19 protein-coding genes and 1 riboswitch are annotated in these 26,637 nt (G+C 70.4%); of the genes, 6 read left to right on the top strand and 13 right to left on the bottom strand.

The window, feature by feature from the left end; all coding sequences use genetic code 11:
* Positions 1 to 147: 147 nt before the first annotated feature.
* The 3 genes from cimA to ACIBAE_RS02285 all read right to left on the bottom strand — a co-directional run bounded on the left by cimA (position 148) and on the right by ACIBAE_RS02285 (position 4,605).
* A complete protein-coding gene (cimA, locus tag ACIBAE_RS02295; protein WP_399281864.1) occupies positions 148 to 1,782 on the bottom strand; it encodes a citramalate synthase in 1,635 nt (544 codons plus the stop codon).
* A 433-nt stretch (positions 1,783 to 2,215) separates the two neighbouring features.
* On the bottom strand, positions 2,216 to 3,304 hold the full coding sequence (locus ACIBAE_RS02290; protein ID WP_399281863.1) for a branched-chain amino acid aminotransferase: 1,089 nt from the start codon (positions 3,302 to 3,304) through the stop codon (positions 2,216 to 2,218).
* A 251-nt stretch (positions 3,305 to 3,555) separates the two neighbouring features.
* Positions 3,556 to 4,605: a 3-isopropylmalate dehydrogenase gene (locus ACIBAE_RS02285; protein ID WP_399281861.1), complete on the bottom strand. Its 1,050-nt coding sequence runs from the start codon at positions 4,603 to 4,605 to the stop codon at positions 3,556 to 3,558.
* Positions 4,606 to 4,736: 131 nt separating this feature from the next.
* On the opposite strand from ACIBAE_RS02285, the gene ACIBAE_RS02280 reads away from it, so the two are divergent.
* Positions 4,737 to 6,299 carry a purple acid phosphatase family protein gene (locus ACIBAE_RS02280; RefSeq protein WP_399281860.1) on the top strand — a complete coding sequence of 521 codons (1,563 nt, stop codon included), beginning with the start codon at positions 4,737 to 4,739 and terminating at the stop codon, positions 6,297 to 6,299.
* A gap of 142 nt (positions 6,300 to 6,441) precedes the next feature.
* Here the strand turns inward: ACIBAE_RS02280 and ACIBAE_RS02275 are convergent, their stop codons facing one another.
* A complete protein-coding gene (locus tag ACIBAE_RS02275) occupies positions 6,442 to 6,579 on the bottom strand; it encodes a hypothetical protein (protein ID WP_399281859.1) in 138 nt (45 codons plus the stop codon).
* Between the two features lie 317 nt (positions 6,580 to 6,896).
* Here ACIBAE_RS02275 and ACIBAE_RS02270 point away from each other — a divergent pair, with 317 nt between their 5' ends.
* Entirely contained in the window at positions 6,897 to 7,736 is an 840-nt protein-coding gene (locus ACIBAE_RS02270) for a DUF1206 domain-containing protein (RefSeq protein ID WP_399281858.1), read from the top strand.
* 144 nt (positions 7,737 to 7,880) lie between these two features.
* On the opposite strand, the gene pruA is transcribed toward ACIBAE_RS02270, so the two are convergent.
* Together pruA and ACIBAE_RS02260 are read right to left on the bottom strand one after the other, a co-directional pair.
* Positions 7,881 to 9,512, bottom strand: a complete 1,632-nt coding sequence (pruA, locus tag ACIBAE_RS02265; protein WP_399281856.1) for an L-glutamate gamma-semialdehyde dehydrogenase — start codon at positions 9,510 to 9,512, stop codon at positions 7,881 to 7,883.
* A 40-nt stretch (positions 9,513 to 9,552) separates the two neighbouring features.
* Complete coding sequence (locus ACIBAE_RS02260; protein WP_399281854.1) at positions 9,553 to 10,479, bottom strand: proline dehydrogenase family protein; 927 nt, start codon at positions 10,477 to 10,479, stop codon at positions 9,553 to 9,555.
* Between the two features lie 189 nt (positions 10,480 to 10,668).
* Between ACIBAE_RS02260 and ACIBAE_RS02255 the strand changes: the two genes are divergently transcribed.
* Both ACIBAE_RS02255 and ACIBAE_RS02250 read left to right on the top strand, forming a co-directional pair.
* A complete protein-coding gene (locus tag ACIBAE_RS02255) occupies positions 10,669 to 11,802 on the top strand; it encodes a PucR family transcriptional regulator (protein WP_399281853.1) in 1,134 nt (377 codons plus the stop codon).
* 751 nt (positions 11,803 to 12,553) lie between these two features.
* Positions 12,554 to 12,708: riboswitch (cyclic di-AMP (ydaO/yuaA leader) on the top strand.
* 4 nt (positions 12,709 to 12,712) lie between these two features.
* Positions 12,713 to 13,534 (top strand): transglycosylase SLT domain-containing protein, encoded by an 822-nt coding sequence (locus ACIBAE_RS02250; protein WP_399281852.1) that lies wholly within the window; start codon positions 12,713 to 12,715, stop codon positions 13,532 to 13,534.
* A gap of 60 nt (positions 13,535 to 13,594) precedes the next feature.
* Here the strand turns inward: ACIBAE_RS02250 and ACIBAE_RS02245 are convergent, their stop codons facing one another.
* The 7 genes from ACIBAE_RS02245 to ACIBAE_RS02215 form a co-directional block, all read right to left on the bottom strand.
* Positions 13,595 to 14,047 carry an SRPBCC family protein gene (locus tag ACIBAE_RS02245; RefSeq protein ID WP_399281851.1) on the bottom strand — a complete coding sequence of 151 codons (453 nt, stop codon included), beginning with the start codon at positions 14,045 to 14,047 and terminating at the stop codon, positions 13,595 to 13,597.
* Positions 14,048 to 14,373: 326 nt separating this feature from the next.
* A complete protein-coding gene (serA, locus tag ACIBAE_RS02240; protein WP_399281850.1) occupies positions 14,374 to 15,966 on the bottom strand; it encodes a phosphoglycerate dehydrogenase in 1,593 nt (530 codons plus the stop codon).
* A gap of 245 nt (positions 15,967 to 16,211) precedes the next feature.
* A complete protein-coding gene (gene ilvC / locus ACIBAE_RS02235; RefSeq protein WP_399281849.1) occupies positions 16,212 to 17,213 on the bottom strand; it encodes a ketol-acid reductoisomerase in 1,002 nt (333 codons plus the stop codon).
* Positions 17,214 to 17,374: 161 nt separating this feature from the next.
* Positions 17,375 to 17,899, bottom strand: coding sequence for an acetolactate synthase small subunit (gene ilvN / locus ACIBAE_RS02230; protein WP_399281847.1), 525 nt, complete (start codon positions 17,897 to 17,899; stop codon positions 17,375 to 17,377).
* Positions 17,900 to 17,916: 17 nt separating this feature from the next.
* Positions 17,917 to 19,782 carry an acetolactate synthase large subunit gene (locus ACIBAE_RS02225; RefSeq protein ID WP_399281846.1) on the bottom strand — a complete coding sequence of 622 codons (1,866 nt, stop codon included), beginning with the start codon at positions 19,780 to 19,782 and terminating at the stop codon, positions 17,917 to 17,919.
* A 209-nt stretch (positions 19,783 to 19,991) separates the two neighbouring features.
* Positions 19,992 to 22,844 carry a putative bifunctional diguanylate cyclase/phosphodiesterase gene (locus tag ACIBAE_RS02220; RefSeq protein ID WP_399282000.1) on the bottom strand — a complete coding sequence of 951 codons (2,853 nt, stop codon included), beginning with the start codon at positions 22,842 to 22,844 and terminating at the stop codon, positions 19,992 to 19,994.
* A 400-nt stretch (positions 22,845 to 23,244) separates the two neighbouring features.
* Positions 23,245 to 24,195: a 2-hydroxyacid dehydrogenase gene (locus ACIBAE_RS02215; protein WP_399281845.1), complete on the bottom strand. Its 951-nt coding sequence runs from the start codon at positions 24,193 to 24,195 to the stop codon at positions 23,245 to 23,247.
* 73 nt (positions 24,196 to 24,268) lie between these two features.
* On the opposite strand from ACIBAE_RS02215, the gene ACIBAE_RS02210 reads away from it, so the two are divergent.
* The gene (locus tag ACIBAE_RS02210; RefSeq protein ID WP_399281844.1) at positions 24,269 to 25,267 is read left to right on the top strand and encodes an aldo/keto reductase; all 999 of its coding nucleotides are present in this window, start codon (positions 24,269 to 24,271) and stop codon (positions 25,265 to 25,267) included.
* A gap of 134 nt (positions 25,268 to 25,401) precedes the next feature.
* Positions 25,402 to 26,556, top strand: a complete 1,155-nt coding sequence (locus ACIBAE_RS02205; RefSeq protein WP_399281999.1) for a PQQ-dependent sugar dehydrogenase — start codon at positions 25,402 to 25,404, stop codon at positions 26,554 to 26,556.
* Positions 26,557 to 26,637 lie beyond the last annotated feature (81 nt).

Genomic DNA, 26,637 nt, shown 5'->3' with positions numbered 1-26,637 from the left:
CCTGCCGCACACCGTGACGGGGGGTGGGTGCCGTACGGCCCGGGCCGGGCCAGGCCCTGTCCGGCCGGTCTTCGCCGGGCCCGGACAGCATCGCCCGGGCAGGATCGCCCGCAGAGGATCGCCCGGACCGGATCGCCCGGACAGGACCTACTCCACCGGTTCGACCCCGGCGCGCAGCAGTCCATAGGTGTACGCGTCCTCCAGTGCCTGCCAGGAGGCCGCGATGACGTTCTCGGCGACCCCGACCGTGGCCCATTCGCCGTCGCCGTCCGCCGTGGTGATCAGGACCCGGGTGATGGATTCCGTGCCGTGCCGGCCTTCCAGGATGCGGACCTTGTAGTCCACCAGCTCCAGCTTGGCCAGCTGCGGGTAGATCTGCTCCAGGCCGACCCGCATGGCCCGGTCCAGGGCGTTCACCGGCCCGTTGCCCTCGGCGGTGGCGACGATGCGCTCGCCCTTGGCCCACAGCTTCACGGTGGCCTCGTTGGCGTGCGTACCGTCGGGGCGGTCCTCGACGATCGCGCGCCAGGACTCCGTACGGAAGTAACTGCGGGGCCGCCCTTCCGCCTCCTCGCGCAGCAGCAGCTCGAAGGAGGCGTCGGCCGCCTCGTAGGTGTAGCCCCTCAGCTCGCGCTCCTTGACCCGGCCGACGACCCGGCCGATCAGATCGCGGTCGCCACCGAGATCGACACCGAGTTCCCTGCCCTTGAGCTCGATGGAGGCGCGGCCCGCCATGTCGGAGACGAGCATCCGCATGGAGTTACCGACGCGTTCGGGGGCGATGTGCTGGTAGAGGTCGGGGTCGACCTTGATCGCGGAGGCGTGCAGACCGGCCTTGTGCGCGAAGGCGGAGACACCGACGTACGGCTGGTGCGTGGAGGGCGCGAGGTTGACCACCTCGGCGATGGCGTGCGAGATCCGGGTCATCTCGGCGAGCGCGCCGGTGGGCAGGACCCGCTTGTCGTACTTCAGCTCCAGGGCGGCGACGACCGGGAAGAGATTCGCGTTGCCGACGCGCTCGCCGTAGCCGTTGGCGGTGCACTGGACGTGGGTGGCGCCCGCGTCGACGGCGGCGAGGGTGTTGGCGACGGCGCAGCCGGTGTCGTCCTGGGCGTGGATGCCGAGCCGGGCGCCGGTGTCGGCGAGGACCGTGGCGACGATGGCCTGGATCTGGGCGGGCAGCATGCCACCGTTGGTGTCGCAGAGGATGACCACGTCGGCGCCGGCCTCGGCGGCGGCCCGGACGACGGCCTTGGCGTATTCGGGGTTGGCCCGGTAGCCGTCGAAGAAGTGCTCACAGTCGACGAAGACGCGGCGGCCCTGTTCGCACAGGTAGGAGACGGTGTCGCGGACCATCGCCACGTTCTCGTCGAGGGTGGTGCGCAGCGCGAGCTCGACATGGCGGTCATGTGATTTCGCGACCAGGGTGACCACCGGGGCGCCGGACTCGACCAGCGCTCTGACCTGGTGGTCCTCCGATGCCTTGGCACCCGGCCGGCGGGTGGAGCCGAAGGCGACGAGCTGCGCGTGCCGGAAGTCGATCTCCTCCTTGGCGCGCGCGAAGAACTCGGTGTCCCGGGGGTTGGCGCCGGGCCAGCCGCCCTCGATGAAACCCACACCGAACTCGTCCAGGTACCGGGCGATGGCCAGTTTGTCGGCGACCGTCAGGTTGATGCCCTCGCGCTGTGCGCCGTCGCGCAGTGTCGTGTCGAAGACATGAAAGCTGTCGTCGTTCACCGTGCTCCCCGTGGTCCCCGTGGACTCAGTGGGCTGAGTGGACATGGTGTGTGGCTCCTGTCGAGTGTGGATGGTCCGGCTCCACTTGCCCCCGTTCTCCGCGTGCGCTCCGCCACCGGCCGGGGTGAGGCCGGAAAACGAAAAAACCCCTCGCGGGTGCGAGAGGTCTGCGCGCGGGTCGAGGCACGATGGCCGCGCCGTACGTGGTGGTACGAGGCGGTCACTGCGGACCGGCGCGCTTGCTGCCGATAATCATGGCGAACGAGAGCACGAGACGATTTTCGCACGTCTCCCCCTCCCGGTAACCCCCGTCTCACGATGCGGTCGCGGCGTCCGACAGGCGTTCGGTGCGCGTGCGGTTATTCGTTCGATGCGTGTTCGGGGGCGGGCCCGGCGCGTGTCCGTCCGGGAGCGTGCGTGGGGGCCGGGCCCCGGGGGTGTACCCGGAGCCCGGCCCCCACGGCGGGGACACGGACGGTCAGCCCAGTTCGCGCATCCAGCCATGGGTGTCGGCAGCCACGCCCGTCTGGATGTCCAGCAGGGCCTTGCGCAGCTTCATCGTGACCTCGCCGGGCTCGCCGCCCGACTGGCTCCAGTCACCGGCCACGGTCTTGACCAGGCCGACCGGGGTGATCACGGCGGCGGTGCCGCAGGCGAAGACCTCGGTGAGCGTGCCGTTCTCGGTGTCGCGGCGCCAGTCCTCCTTGGAGATACGGCCTTCCTCGAAGCTGTAGCCGAGGTCACCGGCCAGCTTCAGCAGCGAGTCGCGGGTGATGCCGGCCAGCAGGGAGCCGGTGAGTTCGGGGGTGACGATGCGGTCCCCGTACACGAAGTACAGGTTCATCCCGCCCAGCTCCTCGACCCAGCGGTGCTCCAGCGCGTCCAGGTAGACCACCTGGTCGCAGCCCTTCGCCGCCGCCTCGGCCTGGGCGAGCAGGGAGGCCGCGTAGTTGCCGCCGGTCTTGGCGAAGCCGACACCGCCGGGGACCGCGCGGACGTAGTCCTCCGAGATCCAGACGGAGACCGGGCGCACACCGCCGGGGAAGTACGCGCCGGCGGGCGAGGCGATGACGAGGAACAGGTACTCGTTGGCCGGCCGCACGCCGAGACCGACCTCGGCCGCGATCATGAAGGGGCGCAGGTAGAGGGAGGATTCCCCGCCGTGCTCGGGCACCCACGCCTTGTCCTGCTGGACCAGCGCGTCGCACGCGGCGAGGAACGTCTCGACCGGAAGCTCCGGCATGGCGATGCGGCGGGCGGACACCTGGAAGCGCTCGGCGTTCGCCTCGGGGCGGAACATGGCGACCGTGCCGTCGGGGCGGCGGTACGCCTTGAGCCCCTCGAAGATCTCCTGTGCGTAGTGCAGCGTCATGTTGGCCGGGTCGATCGAGAGCGGCCCGTACGGGACGAGCTGCGCGTCGTGCCAGCCCCGCCCCTCCGTCCACCTGATCGTCACCATGTGATCGGTGAAGTGGCGGCCGAACCCGGGGCTGGCCAGGATCGCCTCGCGTTCCGCGTCGGACAGCGGATTCGAGGAGGGCTTGAGCTCGATCGTGGGCGTGGTCATGAATACTCGTCCTTCACCGGTTGTGTGTGACGGACCGTGCTCACGCCGCTACTGCTGCTAGGACGTCCGAGCATTCCCGCATGGTGCCACGGCCCAAGCTGATTATCGCTCGGGCGGGGCGGTGCGGGAAACGGGGTGAACGGGCCGTGTATGAGAGAGGTACCCGCCACCGGCCCCGGCGCCCGGCGCGGACACAGCGCAGCCGCCGGGTTCCGAGAACCCGGCGGCTGGAGAGAAGTCGACGGGTCGGGTCAGCTCGCTACGCGTACGGCGAGCGCGTCACCGATCTCGTCGGTCGTCCGCGGGGTGGCCGCCGCCCCGTCCCGCCCGGCGAGATCGGCCGCGACGGCCTCCTCGACCCGGAGGGCCTCGGCGTCGAGGCCGAGGTGGCGCAGCAGCAGGGCGACGGAGAGGACCGTGGCCGTGGGATCGGCCTTCCCCTGGCCCGCGATGTCCGGCGCCGAGCCGTGGACCGGCTCGAACATGGACGGGAAGGTGCGGTCCGGATTGATGTTCGCGGACGCGGCCAGGCCGATACCGCCGGTCACGGCAGCGGCGAGGTCGGTGAGGATGTCACCGAAGAGGTTGTCGGTGACGATCACGTCGAAACGCTCGGGCTGGGTGACGAAGAAGATCGTCGCGGCGTCGACATGCAGATAGTCGGTGGTGACCTCGGGATACTCCCGTCCGACCCGGTCGAAGATGTTCTTCCACAGGTGACCGGCGTAGACGAGGACGTTGTTCTTGTGGACCAGCGTCAGCTTCTTGCGCGGACGGGCCTGGGCCCGCTCGTACGCGTCCCGGACGACCCGCTCCACCCCGTACGCCGTGTTGAGGCTGACCTCGGTGGCCACCTCGGCGGGTGTACCGGTGCGCAGCGAACCGCCGTTGCCGGTGTACGGGCCCTCGGTGCCCTCGCGCACGACGACGAAGTCGATGTCGGGGCGGCCGGCCAGCGGGGTGGCCGTGTGGGGGAAGAGCTTGGAGGGGCGCAGGTTCACATAGTGGTCGAAGGCGAAGCGGAGCTTCAGCAGCAGACCGCGCTCCAGGACGCCGGACGGCACGGTCGGGTCGCCGATCGCGCCGAGCAGAATCGCGTCATGGCCCGTGAGGGCCTCCAGCTCCGCGTCCGGGAGGGTCTCTCCGGTGCGGTGCCAGCGGCTCGCGCCGAGGTCGTACTCCTTGGTCTCCAGCTTGACGTCCTGCGGGAGGACGGCGCGCAGGACTTTCAGGCCCTGGGCCACGACCTCCTGGCCGATGCCGTCACCGGGGATCACTGCGAGATTGATGGCGCGAGACATGACAGCACCGTACTCCCGCGTCCCATGGAATGACATGACGCGTCCATTCTGTGGACACGTGGCGGGCTCGACACCGCCCGGACGGCCGGGGATACCCGGATCCGGCGTCCTGCCGTGTCAGCTTCGTGCGCATGGAAACGCCGCGCGTCGGGATTCCCGACCACCTCGCCTCCCGCATGACCATGCCGGAGCAGCACGAGTACCTCCACGCCCGGATCGGCCGCCGCAGGCTGCTGGGCGCCGGCACGCTCGCCGCCTCCGCCACCCTGGGCGCCGGGCTGCCCGGCCCGGGCACGGCCACCGCGCGCACCAGGGCCGCCACCACCACGGCCACGGCGCACATCGACGGCTCGCTGGTCGCCCCCTTCGGCCGCCATCTCGCATTCGGCTCCGATCCGAAGACCCGGATGGCGGTGTCCTGGCAGGTGCCGTTCCCGGTCAGGAACCCGTACGTCCGGATCGGCCTGAAGCCGGGGGACCTCAGCCGGAGGATCAGTGCGGAGGTACGGCCGCTGCACACGCCCTCGCTGTCGGCCACCCTGCCCGCGGTGGACCAGTACTACCTGCATGTGTCGCTGGAACGGCTGCGCCCGGGCACGACGTACTACTACGGCGTCGGGCACGAGGGCTTCGATCCGGCCGACCCCCGTCGCTTCGGCACCGTCGGGACCTTCCGTACGGCCCCGGACCGCGCCGGCGAGCCGTTCGTCTTCACCGCCTTCGGCGACCAGGGCGTCTCGTACGACGCCCTCGCCAACGACCAGGTGATCCTCGGCCAGAACCCGGCCTTCCACCTGCACGCCGGGGACCTCTGCTATGCCGACATCAACGGCTGGGGCACCACCAGGGACACGTACGACGCCCGCGTCTGGGACCAGTTCCTGGCGCAGACCGAGACGGTCGCCTCCCGGGTGCCGTGGATGGCGACGACCGGCAACCACGACATGGAGGCGTGGTATTCACCGCACGGCTACGGAGGCCAGACCGCGCGCTGGTCGCTGCCGGACGGCGGGCTCGACCCGGTGAAGTCACCGGGCGTGTACTCGTTCACGTACGGCAATGTCGGGGTGGTCGCCCTGGACGCCAACGACGTCTCGTACGAGATCCGCGCGAACACCGGCTACACCGGCGGCGCCCAGACCCGCTGGCTCGACCGGCGCCTCGGTGAACTGCGGCGGGACGGGGACATCGACTTCATCGTGGTGTTCTTCCACCACTGCGCCTTCTCCACGACCAGGGCGCACGCCTCCGACGGCGGGGTGCGCGACGCGTGGGTGCCGCTCTTCGACAAGCACCGCGTCGACCTGGTCGTCAACGGCCACAACCATGTGTACGAGCGCACCGACGCACTGCGCGGCGGCACGCTCCGGCGGCCGGTGCCGATCGGCGAGTCCGTCAGCTCGGTGCGGGACGGCGTCGTCTACGTCACAGCGGGCGGCGGCGGCCGAACGCTGTTCGACTTCCCGGTGCCGGACAGCTACGAGCACCACGCCGCCGACCTGGAGAGCGTGCCGTCGTACCACTGGGATCCGGACGGGGTGAAGGCCACCGAGACCGTGGAGTGGTCGCGGGTGCGGTACACCGGCTTCTCGTTCCTCGCCGTCGAGGTGACGGCGGGGCACCGCCCGGAACTGCGGGTCGCGGCGCTCGCCGAGACCGGGCAGCGGGTGGACCACTTCACCATCACGCGCTGACGCGCCCGCGCGCACCGGCCCCGGCTGTTTCTCCCGGTGCCTGCCGGTGTCCGCCCGGGTTGCCGGTACCTGCCCGGGTTGCCGGTGTCCGCCCGGGTTGCCGGTACCTGCCCGGTTGCCGGTTGCCGGTGTTTGCCGGCCTCTAGGCCGAGTGGCCGGTCGAGCCGCCGTTGTCCCTGCGGTCGAGAGCGCGCTGCAGGGCCGCGGCGGCGTTCTTGCGGTCGGACTCGCTGGTACGGGGGGTGTGACGGACACGACGGCGGACAGTCTTCTCAGCCATGGTGATCGACTCCTGGTGATTGCTGAGCCACGCGGCGAAGGGCCGCAGGACGCATCGACGAGGCGCCGGAAGGGGCGGGGGGCGAACGCCGCAGGGGTTGCCTGCGTGAGGGCGTCGACCCGCGACCGCCATTCGCTGGATGGAGCGAGACGTTCGGCTCATTCCAAGCTAAGGGAGTCGGGCCGCTCTGTCTCCAGGATTACTCGGACTTCCTACTATCTGAGACGCGATCATGACCGGCGCCCCGCTCCGGGGCGCCGCCCGGCCGTTTCCACCGGACGGGCCAGGGCACCCGGAGGGCGGGAGGCGAGGCCGACATGAACGCACAGACGATGTCACTCAACGGTCGGGACAAGGCACGCCAGGCGGCGAACAGCCCGGCCATGGAGGCGGCAGCCCGCTGGGGCTTCGGCGCGCGCGGGGTGATCTACCTGCTCATCGGCGTGCTGGCCCTGCAGATCGCGTTCGGCGGCGGTGGCCAACAGGCCGACCGGGGCGGCGCGCTGCAGGAGATAGCCGGGAAGCCGATGGGCACCGTCGTGCTCTGGGTCCTCGGGATCGGGCTGGTGGGGATGGCGCTGTGGCGGCTCTCCGAGGCCCTGTTCGGCGCGGCGGGGCAGGAGGGGCGCAAGACGACCAAGCGGCTGCTGTCGGCGGGGCGCTTCGTCTTCTACGGATTCATGGCCTACTCGGTCCTGGCGTTCGCCGCGGGTGACAAGAGCAGCGGCAGCGGCTCCAGCGACCAGCAGTCCCAGGACGTCACGGCCAGGGCGCTGGGGCTGCCCGGCGGGCAGTGGATCGTCGGGATCGCGGGGGTCGGGATCGCCGTCGCGGGACTGTGGATCGGTGCCCGCGCGGCGCTGCGCGAGTACCACAAGCATCTGAAGCTCGCCGAGATGTCACGCAAGGCCCGCAGGTTCGTCGATGTGACGGGCGTCGGGGGCGGGACGGCGCGCGGGGTGCTCTTCACGGCGGTGGGGGTGTTCGTCGTCCGGGCCGCGGTGGAGTACGAGCCGGACCAGGCCAAGGGATTCGACGACACCCTGCGCTCCTTCACGGGCACCCCGGCGGGACCGTGGCTGCTGGCCGTGGTGGCGGTGGGACTGGCGCTGTTCGGGATCTTCTCCTTCGGGATGGCCCGCTGGCGCAGGGTCTGACCAGACCGACCACCCCGATCACACCGATCACACCGATCACACCGACCGCCCTGACGACATGAAGCCGCCCCCGAACCGGTCGGAGACCGGAACGGGGGCGGCTTCGGGGTGTGACCGGCGGCGCCCCGCGAGACGCCCGCCGGATCAGCCCATGTGCGGGTAGCGGTAGTCCGTCGGCGGGACCAGCGTCTCCTTGATGGCGCGGGTCAGCGTCCAGCGCATCAGGTTCTGCGGGGCGCCGGCCTTGTCGTTGGTGCCGGACGCGCGGCCGCCACCGAAAGGCTGCTGGCCGACGACGGCGCCGGTCGACTTGTCGTTGATGTAGAAGTTGCCGGCCGCGAAGCGCAGCTTCGCCATCGCGTCGGCCGCGGCCGCGCGGTCACCGGCGATGATCGAGCCGGTCAGGGCGTACGCCGAGACGGACTCCATCTGGGCCAGCATCGTCTCGTAGTCGGCGTCGTCGTAGACGTGCACCGCGAGGACCGGGCCGAAGTACTCGGTCGTGAAGACCTCGTTCTCCGGGTCGGTGCAGGCGATGACGGTCGGCCGGACGAAGTAGCCGACGGAGTCGTCGTACGTACCGCCCGCGATGATCGTGCAGGCCGGGTCGGCCGCGGCGCGGTCGATGGCGGCCTTGTTCTTCGCGAAGGAACGCTCGTCGATGACGGCGCCCATGAAGTGCGACAGTTCGGTGACGTCACCCATGGTGAGGCCGTCGACCTCAGCCGCGAACTCCTCCTTGAAGCCGTCGTTCCAGATCGACGCGGGGACGTACGCACGCGAGGACGCCGAGCACTTCTGGCCCTGGTACTCGAAGGAGCCGCGGGTCAGCGCCGTCTTCAGGATCGCGCGGTCGGCGCTCGGGTGGGCGACGACGAAGTCCTTGCCGCCCGTCTCGCCGACGATGCGCGGGTAGGAGCGGTACTTCTCGATGTTGTTGCCGACCGTCTTCCACAGGTGCTGGAAGGTCTTGGTCGAGCCGGTGAAGTGGATGCCCGCCAGCTCGCGGTGGTTCAGCGCCACCTCGGAGACGGCGATGCCGTCGCCGGTCACCAGGTTGATGACGCCCTTGGGCAGGCCGGCCTCCTCCAGCAGCTCCATCAGGAGCACGGCGGAGAGGGTCTGCGTGGGGGACGGCTTCCAGACCACGACGTTGCCCATGAGCGCGGGCGCGGTGGGCAGGTTGCCCGCGATGGCCGTGAAGTTGAACGGCGTGATCGCGTAGACGAAGCCTTCGAGCGGGCGGTGGTCGAGACGGTTCCACACGCCCGGCGAGTTGGCCGGCGGCTGCTCGGCGAGCAGGTCACGGGCGTACGCCACATTGAAGCGCCAGAAGTCGACGAGCTCGCACGGACAGTCGATCTCGGCCTGCTGGGCGGTCTTCGACTGGCCGAGCATGGTCGCGGCGGCCATGGTCTCGCGCCAGGGGCCCGCCAGCAGCTCGGCGGCGCGCAGGATGATCGCGGCGCGGTCGTCGAAGGACATCGCGCGCCAGGCCGGAGCGGCGGCGAGCGCGGCGTCGACCGCGTCCTGCGCGTCCTGCTCATTGGCGCCGGCGAAGGTACCGAGGACGGCCTTGTGGTTGTGCGGCTGGACGACGTCGACGCGGGCGCCGCCACCCATCCGCTTCTCGCCGCCGATGGTCATCGGCAGGTCGACGGGGTTCTCGGCCAGCTCCTTGAGCTTGACCTCCAGACGGGCACGCTCGGGGGAACCGGGGGCGTAGCCGTGCACCGGTTCGTTGACCGGGGTGGGGACCTTGGTCACTGCGTCCATGGGGGCCGTATCTCCTTAATCAGTAGGTCAGGTGGGGGGTTCAGCCGCGGCTGACCAGCGAACGCAGGAAGAACGCGAGGTTGGCGGGGCGCTCGGCGAGGCGGCGCATGAAGTAGCCGTACCAGTCGGTGCCGTACGCGATGTAGACGCGCATCCGGTGGCCTTCGGCCGCCAGCCGGTCCTGCTCGGCCTCGCGGATGCCGTACAGCATCTGGAACTCGTACTCGTCGAGCTTACGGCCCGCGCGGTGGGCGAGGTCCTGGGAGATCGCGATGATGCGCGGGTCGTGGGACCCGACCATCGGGTAGCCGTCGCCGTCCATCAGGATCTTCAGGGAGCGGATGTATGCCTTGTCGACGTCGCTCTTGTCCTGGTACGCGACGGAGGCGGGCTCCTTGTAGGCGCCCTTCACCAGCCGCACGCGGGAGCCGGCGGCGGCGAGCGCCCGGGCGTCGTCCTCGGTGCGGAACAGATACGACTGGATCACGGCGCCCGTCTGCGGGAAGCGCGCGCGCATCTCCGCGTGGATGGCGAGCGTCGAGTCGATGGTGGTGTGGTCCTCCATGTCGAGGGTGACCGTGGTGCCGATGGCGTCGGCGGCCTCGACGACGGGGGCGAGGTTCTTCAGCGCGAGGTCGTGGCCGCCGGCCAGCGCCTGGCCGAAGGACGACAGCTTCACGGACATCTCGGCGCGTACACCCAGCTCCAGCGGCGCGAGGGCCTCGATGAGCCGCAGGTACGCGTCCCGGGCCCGGGTCGCCTCGGCCGGGTCGGTGATGTCCTCGCCGAGGACGTCGAGGGTGACCTCCAGGCCGCGGGCGGCCTTGGACGCGATGACGGGGGTGGTCTCCTCGACCGTCTCACCGGCGATGAAGCGGTTGACCACCGGCTTGGTGACCGGGGCGGCCGAGACGATACGGCGCATTCTGTCGCTGCGCGACGCGGCAAGGATCACGGGACCCAGCACAGGGCACCTCCACGGAAGAGATCGAGCGAGTACGTAGCGGAACGGAACAGAACCGCGATCGGTTCCGGCACGGCACGGAGAACCACGGTGAAACCTAGGGACCGGTCCGATCCTCTGCCATCGACAGCTGTCACGCATCCGTGGCCCTGATCTCAGACATGTGTCTGAAAGCGGTGGGAGAATGTCGGGGTGAAGGGCGATTACCAGGACCTGGTCGACGAGATCTCGGCGATGCTCGGGGTGCCCGCGACCCTGGAGAACCGCGACTTCGGCCTGATCGCCTTCGGCGCGCACGACAGCGACGACGACGCGGCGATGGACCCGGTCAGGACCCGCTCGATCATGACCAGGAAGTCCACACCGGCGGTCCGGGCGTGGTTCGAGGGCTTCGGCATCGCGCGGGCGACCGGCCCGGTCCATATCCCGGCTGTTCCGGACGCGGGCGTCTTCCGGGGCCGGATCTGCCTGCCCGTACGGCACCGGGGCACGGTGCTCGGATACGTCTGGCTGCTCGACGACTCCGCCCCGGGGCCGAGCGCGTCACGGCTGGCCGCGGCCATGGAGGTGACCACGCGGATCGGTGACCTGCTCGCCGAAGAGGTGAAGGCCGGCGCGGATCTGGCGCGTGAACTGCGGGCCGTGCTCACGGCGGGGGGCGGCTGGGAGCGGGACATGGCGGCCGCGGCGCTGCGTACGGCTCTCGGGCCGAGTGCGGACGGCCTGCACGTGATGCTGTGCGTGGCGCCCTGGCGGGGAGAGGAACCGCAGGTACGGGCGGTGCCGGGGACGGCGGCGCTGTGCACGCTGCCCTACGCGGCGGACGCCGTGGCGCTCGCCCTGCTCGTACGGCTCCGCTCACCGGACGCGCTGGCTCCCGCGCTCACGGCGCTGGCCCGGCTGCGCGAGGGCGCGGGCCGGGGCGCGGCCGCCGGATCCGGGACGCCGCGCCGGGGCCTGGCGGAGCTGCCCGCGGCCTGGCGGGAAGCGGTCTCCGCCGCCCGCGCGTCCGTGGCCCAGCCCCGCCTCGGCCCGGTGGCCCAGTGGCCGGCGATCGGCCCGTACCGCCTGCTGACCGCGCTCCCTCCGGAGCCCGATCCGGTGGTCCGGCCACTGCTGGAGCCGGCGCACGCGGAGCTGGCCCACACCGCCGAGGTGTTCCTCGACTGCGCGGGCCAGGCGAGCCGCACGGCCGGGGCGCTCGGCATCCACCGCCAGACCCTTTACTACCGGCTCTCCCGCATCGAACAGCTGACCGGCCTGGACCTGGACGAGGGCGAGGACCGGCTGCTGCTGCACATGGCCCTGAAGGCCGCCCGGCTCTGACCGCGACGCGGGGTCCGGGCCGGCGAGCGGGAGGGAAGGGGCGGCGCGTCCGATACGGCGCGGGGCGGGGCGCCTTGGGCGGCGGCGCCCGGAATTGCCCGCCGCCCCCATGCCGCTGAGTGCCCGTGAGTTCGGACGCGGGTGCCCGCGTCCGCGCCGTCCTGTTCCTTCCCGGAATGGATTCACATACACGGACGCGAGCGGCTCGGGGATGTTTCTCCTTTCTCCTGACGTGCCATGGAAAAGGAATGCTGCACGACGGGCCATCAGAAAGAGGAAAAGCCCCGCGCATTCGGGACCGGACCGCTGTTCGTCCGCCGCACCCGCGCCACCGCGCGGGGTGATCCATTTCCCGCCGGCCGGGGCGCGACCCGAAGGTCACGTCGACACTCCACTCCCGCACGGGACTCCCGCACGGGACTCCCGCACGGGCGAAGTAGACCATTCTTCCCACGAAGGCGGAATGTACCTTTCACGCAAATCGATCACTTTCGGGTGTCATTCAGAGAGGCATTTCCGCCCCGATCGTGATCCGTGTCACGTCGGGAGGCGGCCGCTCTCCCCCGGTCCCTCCACCGACTTCCCTCAGGGGAAAGGAATTTGAGTTCTCCGGCACCGAGCGATTAACCGAATGTTTCCCGACCCGATTCATTGATGACATGGAGCCGCACATTCAGGACTTGTTTCGCCCGGAGATTCCCGCTTAGGTTCACCTACATCCGGATGGACGCCGAATCCTGCCACCGTCCGGAAACCACACCCACTCACTTCCGGCAGGAGCGGGGAACCCAGGTAAGTCGCCGATCCGCGATCCGGATCGGCTCGGGGTGAAGCCGCGCGCACAGCGCGGCCGGGCATCTCCAGCCCGAACCCGACAGCTCACCTCGCAGGCGACGGAGAGGAATGCGTCATGCCCACCAAGGGAAAGCACCGTCGTCCCGGAAGCAGCCCGCTCGCCCGGCGTCTCGTCGCCGCGGGCACGGGCAGCGCCGCACTGGCCCTGCCGCTGATAGCCGCGACCACCGCCGAGGCGGCTCCGCAGGCCCGGCAGGTGAGCGCCCACCCGGTGACCGCGGTCACCGCCGCCGCCGCGAAGGAAACCGCTCTGCGGGAAGCCCCCGCGACCCACCTCGTGGTCCGGGGCGATTCCCTTTCCAAGATCGCGGAAGCCCACGCGCTGAGCGGTGGATGGAAGAAGCTCTACCAGGACAACCGGCGGGCCGTGGGCGGCAATCCGTCACTCATCCACCCCGGCCTCACGCTGGTCCTGGGCGAGAAGGCCGCGCCGCGAACGGCCGCGCCGCGAACGGCCGCCCCGTCCGCCGCCGGGCAGAAGGCCGCGCCCGCCGCCACGGAGAGCGGGCCCACCGCGGACGGCGGCGCCGTCGTCCAGGCGGCCGAGAAGACGTACTCCGACGATCTGGACGGCTGGATCAGGGAGTCGCTGGACATCATGGCCGCGCACGGCATTCCCGGTTCCTACGACGGTATCCACCGCAACATCATGCGCGAGTCCTCGGGCAACCCGTCCGCCATCAACAACTGGGACTCCAACGCCGCGGCCGGAACTCCGTCCAAGGGTCTGCTCCAGGTCATCGACCCGACCTTCCAGGCGTATCACGTACCCGGCACGTCGATGGACAGTTACGACCCGGTCGCCAACATCACCGCCGCCTGCAACTACGCCGCCGCGCGGTACGGCTCGATCGACAACGTGAACGGCCCCTACTGACAGACCCGTTCCGCCCCCGCTCCACCTCGGTGGGGCGGGGGTACGTCCGTGCCGGGAGTCTCAGACCTGCTCCTCCTCGACGGCGGTCCTGATGCGGTCGCCGAAGGCGGGCGCGTCCTTGCGGGCCGCGCTCAGTGCGAAGCCGGTGAGTAGCTTGCCGACGCCGTGGCCCTCCAGGACGTTGTAGATCCGGACCTTGGTCTTCCCGTCCGGGGCGGGCTCCAGGTCGTAGCCGCCTTCCTTGGACGTGACGAGGTTCTTGGACGTCTCCGTCCAGCGGATCCTGCGGGGCGGATCGAACTCACTGATCCGGAACTCCCGCTTGGTCGTCATCCCGGCGTCCTTGACCGTGCTCAGGTAGACGGTGCCCGCCGTCGTGGGGCCCTCCGGAGTCTTCATGATCTCTTGCACCCTGGGGCTGAACTTCGGGTCGTTCCTGCCGTCGGCGAGGAAGGCGAAGACCTCCTCGATGGGCCGGTCGATCTCCGTGGTCGCCTCAAACTGTCCAGCCATGGTCGCTCCTTGATCACTCAGCAACGTGAGACAGGCGGACGCCTGCCCGGCGTGGACAGCGGCCGGCCGGTACGAGCCGACCGCCATATCCCTATTGTCCCCGTTGGTCCCGTCTTCCCACCACCCGGCGGACCGGCGACAGCCGCCCGGCCCGGAGAACGCGTGAGGGGCCCGGTGGACACCGGGCCCCTCACATGAGCGGTCACACTCGGCCGGCCGGACTCAGCCGGTCAGATCCAACCACCGGCCAGGTTCACCGCCGGTCAGGTTCAACGGGCCGGGGTTCAGCAGGCCGGGTTCAGCAGGCCGGGTTCAGCCGGTCAGGTTCAGCCGGTCAGGTTCACCGTGCGGGCCGAGGCCGCGCCGATCTCCTCGGAGATCTCGGTGAGCACCGCCGCCGGCACGTTGTCGTCGACGGTGAGGACGACCAGCGCCTCGCCGCCCTCCTCCTTGCGCGAGACCTGCATACCGGCGATGTTCAGCCCGGCCTCACCGAGGATCCGGCCGACCGTGCCGACCACGCCCGGGCGGTCGTCGTAGCGCAGCACGACCATGTGGTCGGCCAGCGCCAGATCGATGTCGTGCTCGCCGATCGCGACGATCTTCTGCAGGTGCTTCGGACCCGCCAGGGTGCCGGAGACCGACACCTCCTCGCCGCCGGTGAGGGTGCCGCGCACCGTGACCACATTACGGTGGTTGGGCGACTCACTCGACGTGGTGAGCCGGACCTCGACACCCCGCTCCTGGGCGAACAGCGGGGCATTGACGTACGACACCGTCTCGGCGACGACATCCTCGAACACGCCCTTGAGCGCGGAGAGTTCGAGCACCTTCACATCGTGCTGGGTGATCTCGCCGTAGACCTCGACATCGAGGCGGAGCGCGACCTCGCCCGCGAGCGCGGTGAAGATACGGCCGAGCTTCTCGGCGAGCGGCAGCCCCGGGCGAACGTCCTCGGCGATGACCCCGCCCTGGACATTGACCGCGTCCGGGACCAGCTCACCGGCGAGCGCGAGACGGACCGACCGGGCGACCGAGACACCGGCCTTCTCCTGCGCCTCGTCGGTGGAGGCTCCGAGGTGCGGGGTGCAGACGACCTGGTCGAACTGGAAGAGCGGGGAGTCCGTGCAGGGCTCCTTGGTGTACACGTCCAGACCGGCACCGGCGACGCGGCCCTCCTTGAGGGCGGAGGCGAGCGCCTCCTCGTCGACGATCCCGCCCCGCGCGGCGTTGACGATGCGCACGCTCGGCTTGACCTTGTGCAGTGCCTCGTCGCCGATCAGGCCGAGCGTCTCGGGGGTCTTGGGCAGGTGCACGGTGATGAAGTCCGACACCTCCAGCAGCTCGTCGAGCGTGAGCAGCTTGACACCCATCTGGGCGGCGCGGGCCGGCTGCACATAGGGGTCGTACGCGACGATCTTCATGCCGAAGGCGGACATGCGCTGTGCGACCAGCACACCGATGCGGCCGAGGCCGACGACGCCCAGGGTCTTCTCGCTCAGCTCGACGCCCGTGTACTTCGAGCGCTTCCACTCGCCGTTCTTCAGGGCGGTGTTGGCCTGCGGGATGTGGCGTGCGGTGGCGACCAGCAGACCGCAGGCCAGCTCGGCGGCGGTCACGATGTTCGAGGTCGGCGCGTTGACGACCATCACGCCGGCCTTGGTGGCGGCGGAGACGTCGACGTTGTCGAGGCCGACCCCGGCGCGGGCGACCACCTTCAGCTTGTTCGCCGCGGCGACCGCCTCGGCGTCGACCTTCGTCGCGGAGCGGACGAGAATCGCGTCCACGTCGGCGATCGCCGACAGCAGCTCCGCGCGGTCGGCGCCGTTGCAGTGCCGGATCTCGAAGTCCGGGCCGAGTGCGTCGACCGTGGCCGGCGAAAGCTCTTCAGCGATGAGTACGACAGGTTTCGAGCTCACGTGAGTCCTCACAAATCCCATTGCGGACGGCCGTCCCGACGGCCGCAGGCGGTGGAGGGGGTGTGCTGGTCAGCCGCGTGGAAGACGCACGACGCTGTGGGCCTGACGCGTATGTGGAGAGCAGTGTAGTGCTGCGGCTCGGCGAAATCCCCGCTGTAACAGCAGGATCACCCGTACGTGCGGTCCCACGTCGGCGTCACGCGAGTGGGGCCCCGTCAGATTGACGGGGCCCCACCCACACGGTGTTACGCGTCCTCGTTGTCGACCCAGCTCATGAGCTTGCGCAGCTCACGGCCCGTGGTCTCCAGCAGGTGCTCGTCGTCGGCCTTCTTGTACTCGTTGTACTTCTTCAGACCGCCGTGGTACTCGTCCATCCACTGCTGCGCGAACGTACCGTCCTGGATCTCGCCCAGGATCTTCTTCATCTCGGCCTTGGTCTGGTCCGTGATGATGCGCGGGCCGGTGACGTAGTCGCCCCACTCGGCGGTCTCCGAGATGGACCAGCGCATCTTCTCCAGGCCGCCCTCGTACATGAGGTCCACGATCAGCTTCAGCTCGTGGAGGCACTCGAAGTAGGCGATCTCCGGCTGGTAGCCGGCCTCGGTCAGGGTCTCGAAGCCCGCCTTGACCAGCGCGGCGGTGCCGCCGCAGAGCACGGCCTGCTCACCGAACAGGTCGGTCTCGGTCTCCTCGGTGAAGGTCGTCTTGATGACACCGGCGCGGGTGCCGCCGATGCCCTTCGCGTACGAGAGCGCCAGCGCGAACGCCTTGCCGGAGGCGTCCTGCTCGACGGCGGCGATACACGGAACGCCGCGGCCCTCCTCGTACTGACGGCGGACCAGGTGGCCGGGGCCCTTCGGGGCGACCATCGCGACGTCGACGTTGGCCGGCGGCTTGATGAAGCCGAAGCGGATGTTGAGGCCGTGGCCGAAGAACAGCGCGTCGCCGTCCTTCAGGTTGTCCTTGATGGACTCCTCGTAGACCTGCGCCTGGATCGGGTCCGGCACCAGGATCATGATGACGTCGGCCTCGGCGGCGGCCTCCGCCGGCGTCACCACGCGCAGGCCCTGCTCCTCGGCCTTGGCCTTGGAGTTGGAGCCCTCGTGCAGACCGACCCGGACGTCGACACCCGAGTCACGGAGCGACAGCGCGTGGGCGTGGCCCTGGCTGCCGTAACCGATGACCGCGACCTTGCGGTTCTGAATGATGGACAGGTCGGCATCGTCGTCGTAGAACAGCTCGGCCACTGGTTCTTCTCCTTGGTGTGCGCTGCGTGGAACAACCACAGCTTCGGCATGGTGCGGCTTGCGTCCCACCGTACGGCGGGCGGGGTGGAGCGGGTCGCCCGGTCTCGGCATACGAACCGGACCGGACCCGGGGTGTGGAACGACTCGTTCAGGCGCTTCGTTCAGGCGCTGCGGTCGAGGGCCCGCAGGCTGCGGTCCGTGATGGACCGCGCGCCGCGCCCTATGGCGATCGTGCCGGACTGGACCAGCTCCTTGATGCCGAACTGCTCCAGCATCTTGAGCATCGCCTCCAGCTTGTCGGTCGACCCGGTGGCCTCGATGGTGACGGCGTCGGGCGACACGTCCACGGTCTTGGCGCGGAACAGCTGCACGATCTCGACGATCTGGGAGCGGGTCTCGTTGTCGGCGCGGACCTTCACCAGGACGAGCTCACGCTGGATCGCGGCGGTGGGCTCGAGTTCGACGATCTTCAGGACGTTGACGAGCTTGTTGAGCTGCTTCGTCACCTGCTCCAGGGGGAGTTTGTCGACACTCACCACGATGGTGATGCGGGAGATGTCGGGGTGTTCCGTGACGCCGACGGCGAGCGAGTCGATGTTGAAGCCGCGGCGGGAGAACAGCGCGGCGATCCGGGCGAGGATGCCGGGGGTGTTCTGCACCAGGACGGAGAGCGTGTGCTTGGACATGTGTCGGTCTCTCTCGCTCAGTCGTCGGTGTCGTCGCCGAAGTCGGGGCGGATGCCCCGGGCCGCCATGACCTCGTCGTTGGAGGTACCCGCGGCGACCATCGGCCAGACCTGGGCGTCCTCGTGGACGATGAAGTCGATGACCACGGGCCGGTCGTTGATGGCGTTCGCCTGGGCGATCACCGCGTCCAGCTCGTCCGGGGATTCGCAGCGCATCGCGACGCAGCCCATGGCCTCGGACAGTTTCACGAAGTCCGGGACGCGGGTACCGCCGCTGGGGCCGCCCTCCGTCTCCTGACCGGCGTGCAGCACGGTGTTCGAGTAGCGCTGGTTGTAGAAGAGGGTCTGCCACTGGCGGACCATCCCGAGCGCGCCGTTGTTGATGATGGCGACCTTGATCGGGATGTTGTTGAGCGCGCAGGTGGTGAGTTCCTGATTGGTCATCTGGAAGCAGCCGTCGCCGTCGATCGCCCAGACGGTGCGGTCCGGCCGGCCGGCCTTGGCGCCCATGGCGGCCGGCACGGCGTAGCCCATGGTCCCGGCGCCGCCGGAGTTGAGCCAGGTGGCGGGCTTCTCGTACTCGATGAAGTGCGCGGCCCACATCTGGTGCTGGCCCACACCCGCGGCGTAGATGGTGTCCTCCGGCGCCAGTTGCCCGATCCGCTGGATGACGTGTTGCGGGGAGAGGGTGCCGTCCCCGGGCTGGTCGTAGCCGAGCGGGTAGGTCTCGCGCCAGCGGTTGAGGTCCTTCCACCAGGCCGCGTATCCGGTACGGGCGGACTCGCCGAGGGTCCCCTCGGTGTGCTCGGCCTGGACGGCCTGGACCAGGTCGGCGAGGACCTCGCGGGCGTCGCCCACGATCGGCACGTCGGCGGCGCGGTTCTTACCGATCTCCGCGGGGTCGATATCGGCGTGGATGATCTTGGCGTGCGGCGCGAAGCTGTCCAGCTTGCCGGTGACGCGGTCGTCGAAGCGGGCACCGAGGGCGACGATCACGTCGGCCTTCTGCAGCGCGGTGACGGCGGTGACCGCACCGTGCATACCCGGCATTCCCACGTGCAGGGGGTGGCTGTCGGGGAACGCGCCCAGCGCCATCAGGGTGGTGGTGACGGGGGCTCCGGTCAGCTCCGCGAGGACCTTCAGCTCGGCGCTGGCGCCGGACTTGATGACACCGCCGCCGACGTACAGCACCGGGCGCCTGGCCTGGGTGATCAGCTTGGCGGCCTCGCGGATCTGCTTGGCGTGCGGCTTGGTGACCGGACGGTAGCCGGGCAGGTCCTGGCCGGGCGGCCAGCTGAAGGTCGTACGCGCCTGGAGGGCGTCCTTGGCGATGTCGACCAGGACGGGGCCCGGACGGCCGGTGGCCGCGATGTGGAAGGCCTCCGCGATGGTGCGCGGGATGTCCTCGGCCTTGGTGACCAGGAAGTTGTGCTTGGTGATCGGCATCGTGATGCCGCAGATGTCCGCCTCCTGGAAGGCGTCCGTGCCGATGTGGCTGCTGGCCACCTGGCCGGTGATCGCGACCATCGGCACGGAGTCCATGTGCGCGTCGGCGATCGGGGTGACCAGGTTGGTGGCGCCGGGACCCGAGGTGGCCATGCAGACGCCCACCTTCCCGGTGGCCTGGGCGTATCCGGTGGCCGCGTGGCCCGCCCCCTGCTCGTGGCGGACGAGGATGTGCCGCACGCGGGTGGAGTCCATCATCGGGTCGTACGCGGGGAGGATGGCGCCGCCCGGGATGCCGAATACCGTGTCGGCCCCGACCTCCTCGAGGGAACGGATGAGTGACTGCGCGCCCGTCACGTGCTCAACGGTGGCGGAGGACGGTCCGCCGTTACGGGCCCGCGGCTGCGGATGGTGGGCCCCGGTGGCCTGCTCGGTCATCGGCATTCTCTTCTCGAAGCTGAGGTTTGCGATGGTTTGAAATGGTCCGGTGCAACAAAAAACCCCTCGTGCCGTGAGGCAAGCGAGGGGAGCGCGTCGGGTGTGGTCCACGGAGTCAGGCAACAGACTCCGCTTCAGCCGACGCGCTTTCCAAGTACGAGAATTCGGGTGCGCATGGCATTGACCCTCCCTCCGGCGCGCCATCCATGTCAAGGAGGTGGGACGGGCGTCTCAGCATTTGAGCGGATGGTGGGGTGCGCCATCCGGTCGGAGACCGGGGAGCGGGGGTGCCGGACGGGCAGGGTGCCGCCGGTCGCAGCGGGCCGGGCGGCGCCGGCCGGCAGCGGGTACACCCCTCGCACCAGGGCGCGGCGCAGCCGGTACTCGTCGAGCGGGCCGGAGAAGGCCATCCCCTGACCGTGGGTGCATCCCATGGCGCGCAGCACCAGCACCTGCTCGGGGACGTCCACGCCGTCGGCCACGGACTGCATGCCCAGATCGCCGGCGATGCGCAGCAGCCCTGCGGTGATCTTGTGCAGCCGGGCCGACTCCACGACGCCCTCCACCAGGCCGCGGTCCAGTTTCAGTACGTCCACGGGAAGCCGGCGCAGGGCGTTTATGGCCGCGTAGCCGCTGCCGAAGCCGTCGAGCGCGATCCGTACACCGAGCCGGCGCAGCGCGACGAGGCGGTGCTCCAGCTCGTCCAGCGAGCCGCGTGGGTCACTGTCGGCCAGCTCGATCATCAGGGCCCCCGAGGGCAGCCCGTGCCGGGTCAGCAGGGCCTCGATGGAGCCGAGCGGCAGGGACTTGTCGAGCAGCCTGCGGGCCGGGAGCCGTACCGACACGGCGGCGGGGTGGCCTGCCAGGCCGCGCTCGGCGGCCTGGGCGACGGCCTCCTCGATGAGCCAGCGGCCGAGTTCGGCGGTGCGGTCGCTCTCGTCGGCGGTACGGAGGAACTCGGCCGGGGTGAAGAGGGTGCCCTGGGCGGAGCGCCAGCGGGCCTGGGCGGCGACGGCGGAGACCCGGCCGGTGCCGAGGTGCACGACCGGCTGGTGGAGGAGGGCGAATTCCCCGTCGTGCAGCGCCGTGCGCACCCGGGCGGCCAGCTCGGTCCTGCGGACGACGTCGGCCTGCATCTGGGGTGCGTAGAGCTCGACGCGGTTCTTGCCGCCTGCCTTGGCGCGGTACATCGCCAGGTCGGCGTTGCGCATCAGGTCGGTGGGGGTGACACCGGGCTCGGCGAAGGCGACGCCGATGGAGGCGGCCACCCGGACGTCGCCGCCGTCGATGCGATAGGGCTCGGCGAGCTTGAGGCGCAGCCGGTCGGCGATCTCGTGGACCTGGCACTCGCGGACCGCCTGGTCGGAGCTCCCGTCGCCGAGGACGAGGGCAGCGAATTCGTCGCCGCCGAGGCGGGCCGCGGTGTCGCCGGCCCGTACGGAGTCCTGGAGCCGGTGGGCGGCCAGGATCAGCAGTTCGTCCCCGGCCTGATGACCGAGGCGGTCGTTGACGCCCTTGAAGCCGTCGAGGTCGATGAAGAGCACCGCCGTGCCGGGGTCGGTGACCCGGCGGCCGGAGAGCACCTGCCGGACCCGCTCGGTGAACAGGGCCCGGTTCGGCAGGTCGGTCAGCGGGTCGTGCTCGGCGTTGTGCTGCAACTGGGCCTGGAGTCTGACCCGTTCGGTGACGTCGCGGCTGTTGAAGAGCAGGCCGCCCTCGTGGCGGTTGACGGTGGACTCCACGTTGAGCCAGCCCCCGGTGCCGGACTGGAAGCGGCATTCGATCCGGGTCGTCGGCTCCTCCGAGGGAGAGGCGGCCAGGAACCGCCGCACTTCGTGGACGACGCGGCCGAGATCGTCCGGGTGGATGATCGAGGAGAGTTCGGCGCCGATGAGTTCCTCGGCCTCGCGTCCGTAGACGCCCGACGCGGCGGGGCTGACGTACTGGAGTTTGCCGGACGGCTCGGCGATCATGATGACGTCGCTGGACCCCTGCACCAGGGAGCGGAAGTGGTTCTCCTTCTGGGCCAGTTCATGGGTGAGCGCCACGTTGTCGACGAGCATGATGCCCTGCCGTACGACCAGGGCGAGCACGACCGTGGAGCCGGTGAGGACCACCACCCGGTCGACGCGGCGGCCCTCGATGACGTTGTAGAGGATTCCCAGGGTGCAGACGGCGGCGGCGAGGTACGGGGTGAGCGCGGCGAGCGAGCCGGCGACCGGACGGCCCGCGTAGCGCACCTGGCGGGCACACGGGACGGTGTCCACGCCACGGCGTACGCCCCAGGGCGCGTAGGCGAGGAGCAGCGAGCCGGCGAACCAGCCGGCGTCCAGCAGCTGGCCCGAGCGGTAGGTCTCGCGCAGCAGCGGCGAGGTGAACAGGGCGTCGCACAGCACGGTGAGGGCGAGGGCGGCGATCGCGGTGTTCACGGCGGAGCGGCTGCCGGTCGCGCGCCGGAAGTGCAGCGCGAGCACCATGCTCACCAGAACGATGTCGAGGAGCGGGTAGGCGAGGGAGAGCGCCGCCTGGGCCACGCTCTCGCCCCGGTAGTGCGCGGTGTGCGCGAGGGCGAGGCTCCAGGAGAGGGTGAGGAGCGAGCCGCCGATCAGCCAGGAGTCGAGCGCGAGGCAGACCCAGCCGGCCTTGCTGACCGGGCGTTTGGCGAGGACGAGCAGGCCCACGATGGCGGGGGGCGCGAAGCACAGGAAGAAGAGGTCGGCGAGGGAGGGGCTGGGCACGGACCGGTGGAGGACGACCTCGTACCAGCCCCACACGGCGTTCCCCCCGGAGGCCATCACGGAGGAGAACGAGAAGAGCAGCCAGGCGGGCCGGAAGCGGCTGTCGCGGCCCCGGGCGTAGAAGAAGCAGGAGACGGCGGCGATCAGGGCGGCGATGCTGAGCCCGAAATCGCCCATGAACAGGGCCAGTTCCGGAGAACCCCAGCCGAGCGCCGCACCGGCCGCGTAGCCTCCGCAGATCAGCGCGAGGACGAGCTGGGCGATCAGCCCCGTCCCTCCGCCGGGAAGCGGGCGGCGGCCGGTGAGCACGCCCTCGGCGCTCACCGGAGCGCCCCGGGAGACGTCACGGCCACTGCTGTCGGGGCCGGTCTGGGAGCCGTGGCATCCGGAGGCCGCCGACCCTGCCCCGGACATCCCCGGCACCCCTGATATCCCTGGCGTTCCTGGCGTCCCTGCCGCGTCGGATCGTTGCTCCATCGGCCACACATCGTCCGTCGCCCCTCGGAATCTGATCGCTCCGCCGTGCCGCCCCGCGCGCGGCGCAGCCCCCAGATCGGGACGATACACCAGAGTCGTCACTCAGGGATATAGTTCTTCTACTCTCCGTGACGACCAGGGGTGTTGTCGGCGCCGGGGGTCCGGAAGACCGCCGGGGGAGGCTCCCCGGGGCTTCCGGGACGGCTCGTCCGGCCGGCCCCGGCGGCCCCACCGCTCACGCGGTCGCTCAGGCGGTCGGCCCTTCCGTGGTGAGCACGACGTTGCGCGGCTCCTCCCCGGCGGCGAACCGGGTGAGCTGCGCGGCGAGCAGCCGCTTGGCGCGTGGCTGGAAGGCCGAGGTGGATCCGCCGACGTGGGGGCTGATGAGGACGCCCGGGGCGTGCCAGAGGGGATGGCCGGCGGGCAGCGGTTCCGGGTCCGTGACGTCCAGGGCGGCCGTTATCCGGCCACCGGCCAGCTCCGCGAGGAGTGCCTCGGTGTCGACGACGCCGCCGCGCGCGACGTTCACGAGCAGCGCGCCGTCCTTCATCCGGGCCAGGAACGCGGCATCCGCCAGACCCTTCGTCTGTTCGGTGAGCGGGGTCGAGAAGATCACGACGTCGGCTTCGGGCAGCAGGGCGGGCAGTTCGGTGAAGGCGTGCACCCGGCCGCGCTCCGTGGTGCGCGCGGAGCGCGCGACACGTACCACCCGCGCGCATTCGAAGGGCGCGAGCCGGTCCTCGATGGCGGCGCCGATCGATCCGTATCCGATGATCAGGACGGACTTGTCGGCGAGCGCCGGATAGAAGCCGGAGCGCCACTCCTCGTGTTCCTGGCCCTGGACGAAGCGGGGGATGTTCCGCAGGGAGGCGAGGATCAGCGTGAGCGCCAGCTCGGCGGTGCTGGCCTCGTGGACGCCCTTGGCGTTGCACAGGCGCACACCGGCGGGCAGCGAGCCGAGCGCGGGCGCCACATGGTCGGTACCGGCCGAGAGGGTCTGCACGACCCGTACGGACGTCATGGCCGCGAGCGGGCGGACCGCGATCTCCGGGCCCTTCAGGTACGGGACGACATAGAAGGCACAGTCGGCGGGGTCGGCGGGGAAGTCCCGCTCCCCGTCCCAGAAGCGGTAGTCGAGCTCCTTGGGGAGCCCTTCGATCTCATCGGCGGGAATCGGGAGCCATACGTCTGCGGTCATGGTCACGAGGCTATGCGAAGCGTTTCGGGGCGATGAGGTTAGCTGGAGCACGGCACGAGGAGGGGTACGGCAGTTGGAGCGCAGGACAATCGGGGCGGCGGCGCTCGAAGTGGGCGCGATCGGACTCGGCTGTATGCCGATGAACTGGGCCTACACCGGCTCGGAGCAGCACGGGGACCGCTCGCTCCGTACGGTGCACGCGGCGCTCGACGCCGGTACGAGCCTGCTCGACACGGCCGACATGTACGGCCCCTTCACCAATGAGCTGCTGCTGGGGCGGGTGATCGGGCAGCGCCGCGCGGACGTCTTCGTCTCCACCAAGTGCGGGCTGCTGGTGGGCGATCAGCACATCGTGGCCAACGGCCGTCCCGGGTATGTACGGCGGGCCTGTGACGCGTCGCTGCGCCGGCTGCGGACCGATGTGATCGACCTCTACCAGCTGCACCGCGCCGATCCCGAGATACCCGTCGAGGAGACCTGGGGGGCGATGGCGGAGCTGGTGCGCGCGGGGAAGGTACGGGCGCTGGGGCTGAGCGCCGTGGGGGCGCGCGCGGCCCGGCGCCGCAAGCCTGGGGCGCATCTGCACGAGGGGACCATCCGGCAGCTGGAGCGGGTGCAGCAGGTGTTCCCGGTGAGCGCGGTGCAGGCGGAGCTGTCGGTGTGGTCGCCGGAGGCGCTGGAGCGGCTGCTGCCGTGGTGCGACGCGCGCGGCATCGGGTTCCTGGCGGCGATGCCGCTGGGCAGCGGCTTTCTGACGGGCACGCTCACGCCGGGGCAGGGCTTCGAGCGGGACGACGTACGGGCGCGGCATCCGAGGTTCACGGCGGAGATCATGGCGGCGAACCAGCCGCTGGTGGCGGGCGTACGACGGGTCGCGGAGCGGCACGGCGCGACACCGGCGCAGGTGGCGCTGGCGTGGGTGCTGAGCCGGGGGCGTCACGTGGTGCCGGTGCCGGGGACGAAGCGGGAGCGGTGGGCGGTGGAGAACGCGGGGGCGGCGGGTCTGGAGCTGACGGAGCGGGACCTGGCGGAGATCGCGGCGCTGCCGCCGGCGCGGGAGTCGTGGAACTGACTCCGACCGGATGGATCCGCCGTGGCGGGGAACCCGGGACGGGGCAGCGGTGTAAGAACAGTGCGAACAGGACGAACCATGGAAACAGTGGAAGCACTGCCGTCGAAGGGATCGGGACCGTGCGACGTTCAGCTGTGACGGCGCTGTGGGCCGCTGCCGCTCTGCTGGTGGCCACCGGTTGCTCCTCCGCCGGGGGCGGGCCACGGCCACCACGGGAGAGGGACCGGGGTGCCGCGTCGAGCCCGGCCGGCTCGTCGCCCGACGCCGCACCGGGCAAACCGTCGGCGCCGCCCGCGAAGGGCTCCGTCGAGGTGGTCTCCCCGCTCACGGAGGGGCTGAACTCGCCCTGGAGCCTGGCCGCCCTGCCCGGTGGTGATCTGCTGGTGTCCTCACGCGACAAGGGCACGATCACGCGGGTGAGCGTGCCGGACGGCAGGAAGACGACGATCGGGTCGGTGCCCGGGGTCGCTCCGGCGGGCGAGGGCGGGCTGCTGGGGATCGCGCTCTCCCCCTCGTACGCCTCCGACCATCTGGTGTACGCGTACTTCACCACGGCGTCGGACAACCGCATCGCCCGCATGCGGTACGACGGGAAGAAGCCCGCCGGGCAGCAGCTGGGTGCGCCCGACACCGTCCTGCGGGGCATCCCCAAGGGCACCATCCACAACGGCGGGCGGATCGCCTTCGGCCCGGACGGGATGCTCTACGCGGGCACGGGCGAGACGGGCGACAAGGGGCTGGCCCAGGACAGGAAGTCGCTGGGCGGAAAGATTCTGCGGATGACTCCGGACGGCCGGCCCGTGCACGGAAATCCGGAGGGGGATTCGGTGGTCTATTCGATCGGCCACCGCGATGTGCAAGGCCTGGCCTGGGATTCCGGCAAGCGGCTGTGGGCGTCGGAGTTCGGCCAGAACGACTGGGACGAGCTCAATCTGATCGAGCCCGGCAAGAATTACGGCTGGCCGCTGGTCGAGGGAAAGGCCGGCAAACCGGGCTTCGTCGATCCGGTGGTGCAGTGGAAACCGAGCGTGGCCTCCCCGAGCGGCATCGCGTACGCGGAAGGCTGCATCTGGGTCGCGGCGCTGCGCGGCCAGCGACTGTGGCGCGTTCCACTGGCCGGCCGGGAATTGGCGGCCGCCCCGGAGGCGTTCCTTCAGGAGAAATATGGCCGCCTGCGGACGGTGCTTTCGGTGGGCGGCGACAAGATGTGGCTGCTGACCAACAATACGGACGGCCGAGGAACACCGAAGCCGGGGGACGACAAGATCCTCCAGCTGAAGGTTTCCTGAGGGCCGTCCCGTTATCCCTGGCAGATCTGACGCCGTGCGCCCGCCAGGGATCGCTGGGCAGCTCTGAGCGCCGCTCCCGGC

This window comes from Streptomyces sp. NPDC051569, from assembly GCF_044454085.1.
Taxonomy (GTDB): domain Bacteria; phylum Actinomycetota; class Actinomycetes; order Streptomycetales; family Streptomycetaceae; genus Streptomyces.
The sequence above is the reverse complement of the archived record's forward strand: the minus strand, read 5'-3'. Positions and strand labels throughout refer to the sequence as shown.

Excerpts from the sequence above, each read along its gene's own strand:
- ACIBAE_RS02270 (WP_399281858.1), top strand. The coding sequence starts at position 6,897 with ATGAACGCACAGACGATGTCACTCAACGGTCGGGACAAGGCACGCCAG.
- ACIBAE_RS02215 (WP_399281845.1), bottom strand. The coding sequence starts at position 24,195 with ATGACCGCAGACGTATGGCTCCCGATTCCCGCCGATGAGATCGAAGGG.
- pruA (WP_399281856.1), bottom strand. The coding sequence starts at position 9,512 with ATGGACGCAGTGACCAAGGTCCCCACCCCGGTCAACGAACCGGTGCAC.
- ACIBAE_RS02290 (WP_399281863.1), bottom strand. The coding sequence starts at position 3,304 with ATGACCACGCCCACGATCGAGCTCAAGCCCTCCTCGAATCCGCTGTCC.
- cimA (WP_399281864.1), bottom strand. The coding sequence starts at position 1,782 with ATGTCCACTCAGCCCACTGAGTCCACGGGGACCACGGGGAGCACGGTG.
- ACIBAE_RS02245 (WP_399281851.1), bottom strand. The coding sequence starts at position 14,047 with ATGGCTGGACAGTTTGAGGCGACCACGGAGATCGACCGGCCCATCGAG.
- ACIBAE_RS02250 (WP_399281852.1), top strand. The coding sequence starts at position 12,713 with ATGCCCACCAAGGGAAAGCACCGTCGTCCCGGAAGCAGCCCGCTCGCC.
- ACIBAE_RS02275 (WP_399281859.1), bottom strand. The coding sequence starts at position 6,579 with ATGGCTGAGAAGACTGTCCGCCGTCGTGTCCGTCACACCCCCCGTACC.
- ACIBAE_RS02225 (WP_399281846.1), bottom strand. The coding sequence starts at position 19,782 with ATGACCGAGCAGGCCACCGGGGCCCACCATCCGCAGCCGCGGGCCCGT.
- ACIBAE_RS02280 (WP_399281860.1), top strand. The coding sequence starts at position 4,737 with ATGGAAACGCCGCGCGTCGGGATTCCCGACCACCTCGCCTCCCGCATG.
- ilvN (WP_399281847.1), bottom strand. The coding sequence starts at position 17,899 with ATGTCCAAGCACACGCTCTCCGTCCTGGTGCAGAACACCCCCGGCATC.
- ACIBAE_RS02285 (WP_399281861.1), bottom strand. The coding sequence starts at position 4,605 with ATGTCTCGCGCCATCAATCTCGCAGTGATCCCCGGTGACGGCATCGGC.